Here is a 12382-nt window from a genome sequence, read left to right on the forward strand (position 1 = left end):
CCCCTGGGGAACGCATTTTTATAATGCGGCACTCCTCAGCACTCCCTGCGACATGCCGTCCTCAGACTCCCGAGAACCCCAGGCTGGAAAGCCTCGCTCCGCTCCGTCCAAGCCCATGCATTGGTTTCCCAAGGCCTTGCTATGGCTGGCGGGCATCGCCGTCGCCGGCGCGCTGGCCCTGATGCTGACCGTGGCCGTGGCCCTGGCCATGGCCTACCCCAACCTGCCCGACGTGTCCGAGCTGGCCGACTACCGGCCCAAGCTGCCGCTGCGCGTGTACTCCAGCGAAGGCGCCCTGCTGGGCGAGTTCGGCGAGGAGCGGCGCACGCTGACGCCCATCCAGGACATCCCCAAAGTGATGACCGACGCGGTGCTGGCCATTGAAGACACCCGCTTTTTCGAGCACGGTGGCGTCGACTACAAGGGCATGGCCCGCGCCGCGCTGGCCAATCTGGGCCGGGTGAAAAGCCAGGGCGCATCGACCATCACCATGCAGGTGGCACGCAATGTCTATCTGTCTTCCGAGAAAACTTTTACACGCAAAATTTACGAAGTCTTACTGACTTTCAAGCTAGAGCATCTGCTGAGCAAAAACCAGATTCTCGAGATCTACATGAACCAGATTTATCTGGGAAATCGGGCCTATGGCTTTGCCGCCGCCTGTGAAGCCTATTTCGGCAAGCCACTGAAGGACATCACCGTCGCCGAAGCGGCCATGCTGGCCGGCCTGCCCAAGGCGCCCTCGGCCTACAACCCGATCAGCAACCCCAAGCGCGCCCGCTCGCGCCAGCTCTACATCATCGAGCGCATGGAGGAAAACGGCTTCATCACGGCGGCCCAGGCCACTGAAGCCAAGGCCGAGCCGCTGAAGATCCGCACAGGCTCCTTCAACACCCGGGTGCATGCCGAGTACGTGGCCGAAATGGCGCGCCAGCTGATCTTTGCCCAGTACGGCAACGAGGCCTACACGCGCGGCCTGAACGTCTATACCACCATCAATGCCGGCGAACAGGAAGCCGCCTACGCCGCGCTGCGCCGCGGCATCATGGACTACGAGCGCCGCCAGAAGTACCGCGGCCCCGAGAAGTTCGTGGCCCTGCCCGCCGACGCCGAGGACCGTGAAGACGCCATCGACGACACCCTGGCCAACCACCCCGACAACGGAGACGTGCTCGCCGCCGTGGTGCTGGATGCCAACCCGCGCAAGATCCTGGCGGCCCGTGCCGACGGCGAGCAGATCGAGATCACGGGCGAAGGCCTCAAGCCTGCCGAATCGGGCCTGAACCCCAAGGCACCGCCCAACATCAAGATCCGTCCCGGCGCCGTGATCCGGGTGGTCAAGACGCCCAAGAACACCTGGGAAATCACGCAGCTGCCCGAGGTGGAAGGCGCCTTCGTGGCCCTGGTTCCCCAGACGGGCGCCTTGCGCGCCCTGATCGGCGGCTTCGACTTCCAGAAGAACAAGTTCAATCATGTGACCCAGGCCTGGCGCCAACCCGGCTCGGCCTTCAAGCCCTTCATCTACTCCGCGGCGCTGGAAAAGGGCTTCTCGCCCTCCACCATGATCAATGACGCGCCGCTGTTCTTCAGTGCGGGCGTGACGGGCGGGCAGCCCTGGGAGCCCAAGAACTACGACAGCCGCTACGACGGGCCGATGACCATGCGCACGGGCCTGAACAAGTCCAAGAACATGATCTCCATCCGGCTGCTGCAGGCCGTGGGACCCAAGCAGGGCCAGGAGTGGGTCACGCGCTTCGGCTTTGATGCCGCCAAGCACCCGGCCTACCTGACCATGGCTTTGGGCGCAGGTGCCGTCACGCCGCTGCAGCTGGCGGCCGGCTACTCCGTGTTCGCCAACGGCGGCCACCGCGTCAATCCCTGGCTGATTTCCCGCGTCACCGATCACAAGGGCCGCATCCTGTCCGAATTCACACCGCCCCCGGTGCAGGAACTGCCCCAGGCCATCGACGCGCGCAACGCCTTCATCATGGACAGCCTGCTGCAGGACGTGGCGCGCGTGGGCACGGCAGCGCGCGCGCAGTCCACGCTCAAGCGCCCCGACCTGTATGGCAAGACCGGCACGACCAACGATTCGGTGGATGCCTGGTTTGCAGGCTTCCAGCCCACGCTGGCCGCCGTATCCTGGATCGGCTACGACACGCCGCGCAACCTGGGCAGCCGCGAGACCGGCGGCGGCCTGAGCCTGCCGATCTGGATCAGCTTCATGCAGCACGCGCTCAAGGGCGTTCCCGTGGCCGAGATGCCCGTGCCGCCCGGCGTCGTGAACATGGGCGGCGAGTGGTACTACGAGGAAAACGCGCGCAACGGCGGCGTCAGCAGCCTGGGCATGGACAGTGCATCCACGGGCAGCGCCGCAGGCGCCACGCCCCCGCCCGCCACCGAGGAGCGCAACCGCATCCTCGACCTGTTCCGCAACTGAGGCGGTCGACCACGCAAGAAAGCCCGGCCATGCCGGGCTTTTCTTTTGGAGCCAGCCGAAAGCCGGGGTCTCAGCGTGCCGAGAACTGCAGCGCCAGGCCCGATTGCTCGGTGGCGTAGCGGCTCAGGTTGGCGAAGAACTCGCCCGCGCCCTTGGTATCGAGCCAGGCGCCCTGCGACGCGTCGTAGCGGTAGTGGAAGCCACCGGCCTTGGCGGCCAGCCAGATCTCGTGCAGCGGCTTTTGCTGGTTGATCACGATCTGGCTGCGGTTGGCAAAGACCAGGGTCACCATGCCTCCCACGCGCTGGGCATCGAGGTCGGCATCGGTTTCATCGTTGATGCGATCGCAGTCTTGCTCCACCGCCAGCAGCAGTCGTTCGGCAAGGTCCAGAAATTCTTGGTCGGTCATTACAATTCGCTTATGTTGAAAGCCTCGCAAATTCTAGTCAGGTGCATTGCCCTTGGGGCCTGTGCGGCGTCCCTTGCGGCCTGTGGGCAGAAGGGGCCTCTGTTCCTGCCCAGCTCGCCAGCCGCCAGCCACCGCGCCACGCTGCCGCAGACCCTGGGCATCTCCAGCCCGGCCGAGCGGGCAACGCCCGCACCGGCGCCCACCACCTTGCCGACCGGCCCCTCCAATGCAGCCGTCGAGGAAAGCTCCACGCCCACGGGCGCCTCGGACTCCCGCAGGCCACAGGCCGACTGACGCGGCAGCCGCACTGCGGCTTGATGCACGTCAACCCCGCTGCATGGCATGGCGCTTAGAGTGACCGCATCTTGTCCCTCGACAACCCGCCATGCCCGTAGAGCTTTACCGAGACAAAAACCACGCCTGCCTGATGTTCACCGACCTCATCGAGGAAGATGGACAGGCCATCCAGGCCAACCAGTTCCTCATCGTCGATGACGACACGGGCGCCATCATCGATCCGGGCGGCAATCTCGCGTTCAACGAGCTGTTCATGGGCATGTCTCGGCATTTCGCGCCGCACAAGCTTTCCTATCTGATTGCCTCCCACGCCGATCCCGACATCATTGCCTCGCTGGATCGCTGGATGACCAGCACCAAGGCCCAGCTGGTGATCTCGCGCATCTGGGAGCGCTTTGCGCCCCACTTCACCAAGGTCGGCAAGACCGAGAACCGCGTGATCGGCGTGCCGGACGCCGGCGGCCGGCTGCCGCTGGGCCGCCATGAGCTGCACCTGCTGCCCGCCCACTTCCTGCATGCCGAGGGCAACTTCCACTTCTACGATCCCGTCAGCCGCATCCTGTTTACGGGCGACCTGGGCGTGTCCCTGATGAACGGCATCGAGGCACAGGTGCCGGTGACCGATCTGGTGCCGCACATCGCGCGCATGGAAGGCTTTCACCGCCGCTACATGGTCTCCAACAAGATCCTGCGGCTGTGGGTGCAAATGGCGCGCCAGCTGCCCATCGACATGATCGTGCCCCAGCACGGCGCGCCCATCATGGGCGCCAAGGCGATTGCCGACCTGTTCAACTGGCTGGAAGGCCTGCAGTGCGGCATTGATCTGTTCGACCAGCGCAACTACCAGTTGCCCATGGCGGACATCGACCCCGTCACCCGCCAGCTGCGCCCTGCCCTGCGCGCCGTCGCGGGCTAGCTTCTGGCGCGCCGGCGGCGCAGTGCATGGGCCACACGCCAGCCCAGCAGCAGCGCAAGAATGGCGGCGTATACGCCGACCTCGGCGAAGTTGTTCTTGCCCGCGCGCATCCAGAAGAAATGCAGCAGGGCCAGCGGCGCCACCGCATAAATGCAGCGGTGCAGCCATTGCCAGCGCTTTGCGCCCATGGCCCGGAGCACACGGTGCGGCGATGTGGCGGCAAGCGCGGTCAGCAAGAGCAGGGCCGCAAAGCCCACGAGGATGAACGGGCGCTTGGGGAGGTCGAGCACGATCTCGCCCCAGTCCAGCCCCATGTCGAACCACGCATAGCACAGCAGGTGCAACACGGCGTAGAAGAACACATACAGGCCCAGCATGCGCCGAAAGCGCGCCAGCGCCGTCAGCCCCAGCGCCTGGCGCAGCGGTGTCACGGCCAGCACCACGCAAAGAAAGCGCAGCGTCCAGTCCCCCGTGGAGCGCAGCAGGGCCTCGGCCGGATTGGCGCCAAGAGTGTTCAGGATGGCTCCGGCCAGCAGCCACGCAAACGGCAGCAGGCACACAAGAAACACCAGCGGCTTGGCCGCTCGGTGCAGCAAAAGGCGCTGTAACACCGTCATTGCATGGACCGCATCAATAGAACTTCTTCAGATCCATGCCCGTGTAGAGCTGGCCGACCTGGGCTTCGTAGCCGTTGAACAGCAGCGTCTTGCGCTTCTTGGCGAACAGGCCATCCTCGCCAATGCGCCGCTCCGTCGCCTGGCTCCAGCGCGGGTGCGGCACGTCCGGATTCACATTGGAATAAAAGCCGTACTCGTTGCGCGCCGCCTTGTTCCAGGCCGTGCCCGGCTCCTTGTCGGTCAGGCGGATGGCAACGATGCTCTTGGCGCTCTTGAAGCCGTATTTCCACGGCACGACCAGCCGCACGGGCGCGCCATTCTGGTTGGGCAGCACTTCGCCATACATGCCGAAGGCCAGCAGCGTCAGCGGGTGCATGGCTTCATCAAGGCGCAGCCCCTCGGTGTAAGGCCAGTCCAGCACGCCGCTGCGCAGGCCCGGCATCTGCGCCTTGTCGGCCAGGGTCACGAATTCCACGTACTTGGCACTGCCCAGCGGCTGCACCTTGCGCAGCAGCTCGGCCAGGGAATAGCCAACCCAGGGAATCACCATGGACCAGCCTTCCACGCAGCGCAGCCGGTAGATGCGCTCTTCCAGCGGTGCGAGCTTGAGCAGCGCATCCAGGTCCAGTGTCTGCGGCTGCTGGACCAGGCCTTCGATCTTCACCGTCCACGGCCGCGTCTTGAGCGTGTGGGCGTTCTTGGCAGGATCGTCCTTGTCCAGGCCGAATTCGTAGAAGTTGTTGTACTGCGACGCATCGGCATAGGCGGTGACGCGCTCCATGGAGTTCGCACCCGGCACCTGCGAAGGCACGGAAGCCAGCGCCGCCAGCTTGCCGGGGCGCTGCACGCCTGCCGCCCAGCCCGGCAAGGCGGCACCGGCCGAACCTGCGGCCAGGTACTGCAGCCAGGCCCGGCGCTGCAGGTAGCTCGCCCGGGGCGTGATTTCGCTGCCTTGCGGATGTTGGAAGCCGTTGTCGTGGGAGCGGATCAGCATGGGAATCTCCGAAAGTGCCTGCTGCGGCAGGGGTGCCGGGCGGCATGACGATTGGGAGCATTGCAGGCCCGCGCAAGTTCCATGCTACGCCCCAGCCTCAACTGCCATGAAAAAGAGCCCTTTGTTCGGCGGCAGTCCGAATCAGCAGCGGATCACAGCTCGCCGTAGCTGTGCAGTCCCGACAGGAACATGTTCACGCCCAGGAAGGCGAAGGTGGTGATGGCCAGCCCGCCCAGCGCCCACCAGGCAGACACGGTGCCGCGCAGACCCTTGACCAGGCGCATGTGCAGCCAGGCCGCGTAGTTGAGCCAGACGATCAGCGCCCAGGTTTCCTTGGGGTCCCAGCTCCAGTAGCCGCCCCAGGCCTCGGCCGCCCACAGCGCGCCCAGCACGGTGGCGATGGTGAAGAAGGCAAAGCCCACGGCGATGGACTTGTACATCACATCGTCCAGCAGCTCGAAGCTGGGCAGCCGCTCGGCGATGCGCTTGCGCGCCAGCAGGATGCCGGCCACGATCAGCGCCGAGACGCCGAAGTACACCATCCAGTAGCTGCCGCCGTTGTCGGTCGCACCCTTGCGGAAAACGATGGGCTCGAAGCACAGCACCACGCCCAGCATCCACAGCGGGGCGAGCTTGTACCAGCGCGTCTCCGTGGCCTGCTGCTTGATGAGGTAGGCGAAGGAGACCATGGCAGCCAGCGCGAAGGTGCCGTAGCCGATGAAGTTGGCCGGCACATGCAGCTTCATCCACCAGCTCTTGAGCGCCGGCACCAGGGGCTGGATCTCGTGCGCCTCGCGCACCAGCGTGTACCACAGCAAAAAGCCCACGGCCGCGCTGACCACCAGCATCACGAAGCCACCCAGGGCACGCGTGTCGTAGTGCTGTTCGTAGTACAGATAGAACAGCGCCGTCATCCAGCAGAACATGACGAACACTTCATAGAGGTTGCTGACCGGGATGTGCCCCACGTCAGGGCCGATCAGATAGCTCTCGTACCAGCGCACCATGGTGCCCACCAGCGCCAGCGTCACGGCCAGCCAGGCCAGGCGCGAGCCCAGCAGCGACAGCGCCGTGCCCTCGCCCCGCGCAAACATGCCGATCCAGTAGAAGACGGTGCTGATGAAGAACACCATGCTCATCCAGAGGATGGCCGACTGGCTGGACAGGAAGTACTTGAGGCCGAACACCGTGTCCGAGCGCGCCAGCTGCGCCCCCTCCGGCCCCTGGTACAGCGCAATGGCCAGCAGCGACAGCCCGGCCACCACCAGCATCAGCGCCCGCAGCGAGCGCCAGAACCAGCCCAGCCAGATGGCTGCGGGAATGGTGCCGACCAGGATGCACTTCTCGTAGACATCCATGTACTCGCCATAGCGCTGCAGCGCATAGAGCAGCCCCGCCGCCACGAGGGCCGCAAACACCCAGTCGAACCAGTTGCGGCGGGCGAAGAAGCCCTCGTTGAGCGTCAAAGTCGTCGTGGTGGCGGTGTTCATGCGGAACCTCCGTGGGGTTTCTTGTGGATGGGCTCGGCGCCTATCAGCTTGCCGGCCAGCATGGCGAATTCTCTATCACCATCGAGCGTTTTGCGATTGGTGGACAAGGCCATTTCGGCATGGCTTTGGCCATCGCGGGGCGTGAGCCAGATCCAGATGCGGCGGTCGCGCACGTACAGCATGCAGAACACGCCGATGATGAGGAACAGGCAGCCCAGATACACCACGTTCTTGCCCGGTGCACGCGCCACCTGGAACACGCTGGCCTGCACCTGCTTGAAGTCCTGCAGCATGAAGACCATGGGCACGGGGTAGAACTGCGCGTCGCTGAGCGAGAACACGGCCTGTGTCATGAAGGACTGCGTCTGCTCGCTGGGCTCCAGCGGTGCCTGGCCGGCCTGGGCCCGCACGATCTGGGCCATCTCGAACAGCACGCCATTGAGAATGCGCACCAGCACCTCGCCCGCGCGTTCACGCTCGGCAGCGGGCACATTGCTTTCCATGAAATCGGAGATGGCCTGCAGCCCGCCCAGCGGCTTGCCATCGGGACCCTTCTTGTCGGTCTGTCCCGCGAACAGCTCCAGCGCCTTGGTGGCCGACTGCGCCAGCGCACCGCTCAGCTCGGAGCGCGAGGAATCGATGGCCTTGGCCACATAGGCCCGGGCCGCCTGCTCGCGCAGTTTGGGATCCTGCAGCGCGCTGCGCAGGCGCAGGAAGGTGTCCATTTCGCTTTCGGGGTCGGCGGGAATGCGCAGATAGCGCATGGCGTCGGCCTGGTTGTCGCGCACGCCCAGCAGGAACACGCGCTGGCCGTCGCCCGTGTCCACGGGCAGCATGTAGTTCTGGAACTCGCGCGCCTGGCCCGCGGCATCGCGCAGCTTGTAGCGGATGCTGGGGCCGATGTTGCGCAGCTCCTTCTTGGTCACGGTCTTGTGGGCCGCGCCCAGGCGCTCGTCGATGGCCTGCTTCAGGTCCACCTTGCGCACATCGGTGGCGGTGGCGCTGCCACTGGCGCCGCCCGCACCGCCGAAGTTCTCGACGTTGATGGTGCGCAGCTCGGCAAACTCCAGCGTCAGCGCCTCGTCCTTGCCGTCGGCGAGCTTGCGCGTGAACTGGCTGGAGCCGCCAATCACGCCTTCGACATCGAAGGGCTTGGTCCCGGCCTCCAGCGGCACAGCATGCAGCTTCACCGACGAGCCGCCGTCATCAAAGCTGGACTGGTAGATCTCGATGCCGCGGTAGCTGGCCGGGTGGTTGACCTCGATGCGCTTTTCCAGCTTCTCGCCCGTGGCCTTGTCGTGGATGACGACCTCGCTGGCAAACAGCTTGGGCATGCCCGTGGAGTAGTACTCGACGATGAACTTCTTGAGCTCCACCGCAAAGGGCAGCTCCTGCAGCAGCACGCCATCGGACTGCGACAGGATGGCCGTGCCCGCCGTGCCGCCCTCGGTCACCAGCAGGTTGCCGCGGAAGGTGGGGTTGCGTTCGCTCAACCGGTGCTGCTCGGACACCTCGGAGATCAGGCCACCGCCGGTATAAGGTGTTTTGCCTCCCAGCCACATCTGCGCACGCACGATAAGGTCACCGTCGAACAGCCCCCCCAGGCAGATCAGCACGATGGCGCCATGGGCGGCGATGTAGCCCAGCTTGTGGGCCGCGCCCGCCTTGGCCGCCAGCATCCAGCCCGTGCCGGGACCGGCCGCCGTGTCCCGCTGCTGCAGCCGCACCTTCCAGCCGCCCGACACCAGCTGCTGGCCCAGGCGCCTGGCGGCCTCTTCGGTGCTGCCGGGCACCACGTTCTGCGCACGGTGGCCGAAGGCCTTGAGGCTTTGTTCGCGAACGTTTTCCTTGTAGCTGCGCAGATCGGCCAGGTACTTGGGCGCATGGCGTGCCACGCACAGCGAGGTGCTGATCACCAGAAAGGCCAGGATCAGCAGGAACCACCAGGCGCTGTAGACCGCATTGAGCTTGAGCGCAAGAAACAGCTGGGCCCAGAACGGTCCGAACTGGTTGACGTAGTTGCCCACCGGCTCATGCTGCTTGAGCACGGTGCCGATCACCGAGGCAATGCAGATGACCGTCAGCAGCGAGATCGCAAAGCGCATCGATGCCAGCAGCTCCAGCATCGCGCGCGCGGCCTGCGGGCGGGGGGAGGCAAGAGCGGCACCGGAAGAGTTGTCTGACATGAAGAGCGAAAAACCAAAACCCGAATGAAAAAAGCGGGACCATCTGCATTCATGCGATGGACCCGCCTGGCTTGGGGCGTCTATAGGGCAATAGGTTCCCGGTGATTACCCTGGGAACCGCATCGGTTCCGGGAGCACATCAACGCAGGCCAGCGATGTAGTCTGCCACGGCCTTGATTTCGCGATCGTTAAGCTTGGCAGCAACCTGCGTCATCTGAATGCTATTGCCGCGCTTGCCGTCACGGAAGGCCGTGAGCTGGGTGGTAGTGTAGTCGGCGTGCTGGCCGGCCAGACGCGGGTACTGGGCCGGGATGCCGGCGCCGTTGGGGCTGTGGCAGCCTGCGCAGGCGGCGATGTTGCGCTCCTGGATGCCACCACGGTAGATGCGCTCGCCCATGGCCACCAGGTCCTTGTCCTTGGCAAAGCCGTCCTTGGGCTTTTGCGCATGCAGCCAGGCGGCGATGTTCTTCATGTCAGGCTCGCTGAGCATGCTGGCAAAGCCCTTCATCACCGGGTCCTTGCGCTTGTCGTCCTTGAACTCCAGCAACTGCTTGACCAGGTACTCGGGATGCTGGCCGGCCAGCTTGGGCTGGATGGGCACCGTCGAATTGCCGTCGGCCGCATGGCATGCCGCGCAGACGGCGGTGTAGCTGGCCTCGCCCTTCGCCAGATCGGCCTTGGCCGCCTTCGGCTGAGCCGGGGCAGCAGGTGCCTCGCCAGCGGAGAAAGCGGGAAAGGCGGGGGCTGCAGCAAGAATGGCAGCCGTCAGCAAAGAGGCAAGCAACTTCATATCGAGGGCGTGGTTCTGTTGTTGAAAGCGCAAAATTCGGCGGATTCTACAATGGGGCCCCCTGTGATTGATATCGTCAGGAACCCTGCTTTCGCCCCTGCGCGCAGAGGAAGACACATTCCTTGATCGTGGTCACAAACTGGCCACGGATCCGATGCGGAACATGTGTTTTTCGCAACCCAGCATATCGATCTGTGCCAGCGCGGCAATAAGGGCTCTACCCATGTGGCGCGCAATACCACACCCCTTCTTTCCCGGATTCCAGGTCCCTCGCCCGCCTCAGCCCGCGCCGAAGCGGCTTTCGGCCTGCCTGCGGAATTCCGAGGGCGTCATCCCCTTGATTTCAAGGAAGCGCCGGTTGAAGTTGGCCAGATTGCTGAAGCCGACCTGAAAACAGATATCGGCGATGAAGCAATCGGTCTGCATGAGCAGATGGCAGGCACTGTTGATGCGCACGCGGCTGACAAAGTCGGTGAAGCTGTTGCCTGTGGCACGGCGAAAGAAACGGCTGAAGCGGCTTTCGCTCATGCCCAGTTCGGCCGCCACGTCCGCCAGGCTCAGCGGCTCGTTCACGCGCGCCATGATGCGGTTGACCACCTCGTTGATCTGGTCCACCTGGGCCTCGGCCTGCACGCCCTGCATCTGCACGGCCGACAGCAGCCGGTAGTCCGTGCATTCGGAAAGATCGGACAGCAGATCACAAAAGGCCGCGAAGCGGCGCATGCCGCGCGCACCCCGGACCCCCTCCCAGTGCGCGCGCGCTGCCTCGGCCATGCCGAAGAACTCGATGCCGTGGCGCGCGCGGTCCAGCAGCTGCAGTACCTCGCGCATCTCGGGGATCTGCTCGGCCGCACGGGCAATGGGATCGTGGTTGAACAGGATGACGAGATCGCGTTCGGGCGCGCCGGCCTCGGGCACGTCGAACGATATCCAGTTGTGCGGCAGGCGCGGCCCGCACAGCACGAGGTGGCCCGGCTCGAACGGCCCTATCCAGTCACCCACGAAGGCACGGCCCGAGGTGTGGGTGATGAGATGCAGCTCGTACTCGTCATGGAAATGCCAGCGCACCAGCGGACTCGGGAAACCATGCGCCAGGCAGCGCACCAGGCCACTGCCCTCCACGTCTTCATAGCCGAGGGCGGGCGTGCGGACAAAGTCGCGCTCCAGTTCGGGATGGCGCTGGCGCGGCGGGCGGCGGCGTGTGCTGGGCATGGCAGTCGGTCAATCAGGGACGATGAGACGGGCACAGGGCGCACGGTAACACCGGCGGCCGCTACGCCCTGTGGTGCTGCTGCGCCTGCGCAGCATCCAGGCCCGCAAGCGCGGCATCCAGCTCCGCACGCCAGGGCGGCTGGGCGCCGGCGCGCGTGCAGTTGAGCGCGGCTGCCGTGGCCGCAAAGCGCAGCACCTCGCGCCACGCGGCATCTGGCAGGGACTTCAACTGCTGCGCCTGCTCCACGCCGCGCTCGAGCAACGCCACGGACAGTGCCGCGCCAAAGGTGTCGCCCGCGCCGATGGTGTCCGCCAGCGGCACTGCAGGCGGGCGCACCGACAGCGGAGCGCGGCCTGCGCGCAGCAAGGTGGCGCCCTCGGCCCCCTGCGTTAGCACCACGGCCCTGGGCCCACGCGACAGCCAGCTCCCGGCAGCCTCCAGCACCGGCTGACCGGGCGCGATGAAGGCCGCATCCTCGTCACTGAGCTTGACCAGGTCGGCCAGGGCCAGCCAGGCCAGGCAGTCGCGCCGGAAGGCCTGCGCATCGCGGATCAGCGTGGGACGCACATTGGGGTCGAAGACGATGAGGCGCCGACCGCGCTGCGCGGCCACCAGATCCAGGATGCGCGGCCCCGCCGGCGCATGCAGCAGCGCGATGGAGCCGAACTGCAGGATGCGGCATTCGTCCGGCAACTTCGGCAGCTCGGCAGGCGCCCACAGCGTGTCGGCCGTGCCCTGCATGTAGAAGGCATAGCGGTTGGTGTGTTCGCCGCGCTCCACAAAGGCCAGCGTGCTGGGCGCGCTGCAGCGCTGCACCAGGCGCATGTCCACGCCGTTGCGCTGCAGGTGCGCGAACAGGCGCTCGCCAAAGAGGTCCTCCGAGAGCTGCGAGACAAGGCCCGTGGCCTGCCCCAGCCGCGCCGCCGCGATGGCGCCATTGGCGGGCGCCCCGCCCTCATGGCCCTGGAAGGCCAGGCCACCCGTGGCGGTGAAATCGATCAGGGCCTCGCCCACGATGGCTATGCGCATG

At 65.6% G+C, this 12382-nt stretch carries 11 protein-coding genes; 3 read left to right on the forward strand and 8 right to left on the reverse strand.

Translation table 11 applies throughout. The annotated features are described in order from the left end of the window. Positions 1 to 115: 115 nt before the first annotated feature. Complete coding sequence (locus ACF8LI_RS27640; protein WP_017406662.1) at positions 116 to 2440, forward strand: penicillin-binding protein 1A; 2325 nt, start codon at positions 116 to 118, stop codon at positions 2438 to 2440. A gap of 70 nt (positions 2441 to 2510) precedes the next feature. On the opposite strand, the gene cyaY is transcribed toward ACF8LI_RS27640, so the two are convergent. After that, on the reverse strand, positions 2511 to 2849 hold the full coding sequence (gene cyaY / locus ACF8LI_RS27645; RefSeq protein WP_017406663.1) for an iron donor protein CyaY: 339 nt from the start codon (positions 2847 to 2849) through the stop codon (positions 2511 to 2513). Positions 2850 to 2861: 12 nt separating this feature from the next. On the opposite strand from cyaY, the gene ACF8LI_RS27650 reads away from it, so the two are divergent. Both ACF8LI_RS27650 and ACF8LI_RS27655 read left to right on the forward strand, forming a co-directional pair. Further along, on the forward strand, positions 2862 to 3143 hold the full coding sequence (locus ACF8LI_RS27650; protein WP_082254145.1) for a lipoprotein: 282 nt from the start codon (positions 2862 to 2864) through the stop codon (positions 3141 to 3143). Positions 3144 to 3234: 91 nt separating this feature from the next. After that, a complete protein-coding gene (locus ACF8LI_RS27655) occupies positions 3235 to 4062 on the forward strand; it encodes an MBL fold metallo-hydrolase (RefSeq protein WP_012207382.1) in 828 nt (275 codons plus the stop codon). On the opposite strand, the gene ACF8LI_RS27660 is transcribed toward ACF8LI_RS27655, so the two are convergent. The 7 genes from ACF8LI_RS27660 to ACF8LI_RS27690 form a co-directional block, all read right to left on the reverse strand. Continuing rightward, on the reverse strand, positions 4059 to 4679 hold the full coding sequence (locus ACF8LI_RS27660; RefSeq protein WP_392414626.1) for a sulfite oxidase heme-binding subunit YedZ: 621 nt from the start codon (positions 4677 to 4679) through the stop codon (positions 4059 to 4061). The genes ACF8LI_RS27655 and ACF8LI_RS27660 overlap by 4 nt on opposite strands. A 13-nt stretch (positions 4680 to 4692) precedes the next feature. After that, complete coding sequence (gene msrP, locus ACF8LI_RS27665) at positions 4693 to 5673, reverse strand: protein-methionine-sulfoxide reductase catalytic subunit MsrP (protein ID WP_016445533.1); 981 nt, start codon at positions 5671 to 5673, stop codon at positions 4693 to 4695. A gap of 152 nt (positions 5674 to 5825) precedes the next feature. Continuing rightward, the gene (gene ccsB / locus ACF8LI_RS27670; RefSeq protein ID WP_016445532.1) at positions 5826 to 7163 is read right to left on the reverse strand and encodes a c-type cytochrome biogenesis protein CcsB; all 1338 of its coding nucleotides are present in this window, start codon (positions 7161 to 7163) and stop codon (positions 5826 to 5828) included. Continuing rightward, positions 7160 to 9349, reverse strand: coding sequence for a cytochrome c biogenesis protein ResB (locus tag ACF8LI_RS27675; RefSeq protein WP_392414627.1), 2190 nt, complete (start codon positions 9347 to 9349; stop codon positions 7160 to 7162). Before ACF8LI_RS27675 ends, ccsB begins: the two co-directional genes overlap by 4 nt. Before the next feature lie 139 nt (positions 9350 to 9488). Then, positions 9489 to 10139, reverse strand: a complete 651-nt coding sequence (locus ACF8LI_RS27680) for a cytochrome c (protein ID WP_016445530.1) — start codon at positions 10137 to 10139, stop codon at positions 9489 to 9491. A 279-nt stretch (positions 10140 to 10418) separates the two neighbouring features. Continuing rightward, on the reverse strand, positions 10419 to 11351 hold the full coding sequence (locus tag ACF8LI_RS27685; RefSeq protein ID WP_043789992.1) for an AraC family transcriptional regulator: 933 nt from the start codon (positions 11349 to 11351) through the stop codon (positions 10419 to 10421). 61 nt (positions 11352 to 11412) lie between these two features. After that, entirely contained in the window at positions 11413 to 12381 is a 969-nt protein-coding gene (locus ACF8LI_RS27690) for a carbohydrate kinase (protein ID WP_374006811.1), read from the reverse strand. Between the last annotated feature and the right edge of the window lies 1 nt (position 12382).

This window comes from Delftia sp. WSY_12 (assembly GCF_043104645.1).
GTDB classification, from domain to species: Bacteria; Pseudomonadota; Gammaproteobacteria; order Burkholderiales; family Burkholderiaceae_C; genus Comamonas; species Comamonas tsuruhatensis.

Excerpts from the sequence above, each read along its gene's own strand:
- ACF8LI_RS27640 (WP_017406662.1), top strand. The coding sequence starts at position 116 with ATGCATTGGTTTCCCAAGGCCTTGCTATGGCTGGCGGGCATCGCCGTC.
- cyaY (WP_017406663.1), bottom strand. The coding sequence starts at position 2,849 with ATGACCGACCAAGAATTTCTGGACCTTGCCGAACGACTGCTGCTGGCG.
- ACF8LI_RS27650 (WP_082254145.1), top strand. The coding sequence starts at position 2,862 with ATGTTGAAAGCCTCGCAAATTCTAGTCAGGTGCATTGCCCTTGGGGCC.
- ACF8LI_RS27655 (WP_012207382.1), top strand. The coding sequence starts at position 3,235 with ATGCCCGTAGAGCTTTACCGAGACAAAAACCACGCCTGCCTGATGTTC.
- ACF8LI_RS27660 (WP_392414626.1), bottom strand. The coding sequence starts at position 4,679 with ATGACGGTGTTACAGCGCCTTTTGCTGCACCGAGCGGCCAAGCCGCTG.
- msrP (WP_016445533.1), bottom strand. The coding sequence starts at position 5,673 with ATGCTGATCCGCTCCCACGACAACGGCTTCCAACATCCGCAAGGCAGC.
- ccsB (WP_016445532.1), bottom strand. The coding sequence starts at position 7,163 with ATGAACACCGCCACCACGACGACTTTGACGCTCAACGAGGGCTTCTTC.
- ACF8LI_RS27675 (WP_392414627.1), bottom strand. The coding sequence starts at position 9,349 with ATGTCAGACAACTCTTCCGGTGCCGCTCTTGCCTCCCCCCGCCCGCAG.
- ACF8LI_RS27680 (WP_016445530.1), bottom strand. The coding sequence starts at position 10,139 with ATGAAGTTGCTTGCCTCTTTGCTGACGGCTGCCATTCTTGCTGCAGCC.
- ACF8LI_RS27685 (WP_043789992.1), bottom strand. The coding sequence starts at position 11,351 with ATGCCCAGCACACGCCGCCGCCCGCCGCGCCAGCGCCATCCCGAACTG.
- ACF8LI_RS27690 (WP_374006811.1), bottom strand. The coding sequence starts at position 12,381 with ATGCGCATAGCCATCGTGGGCGAGGCCCTGATCGATTTCACCGCCACG.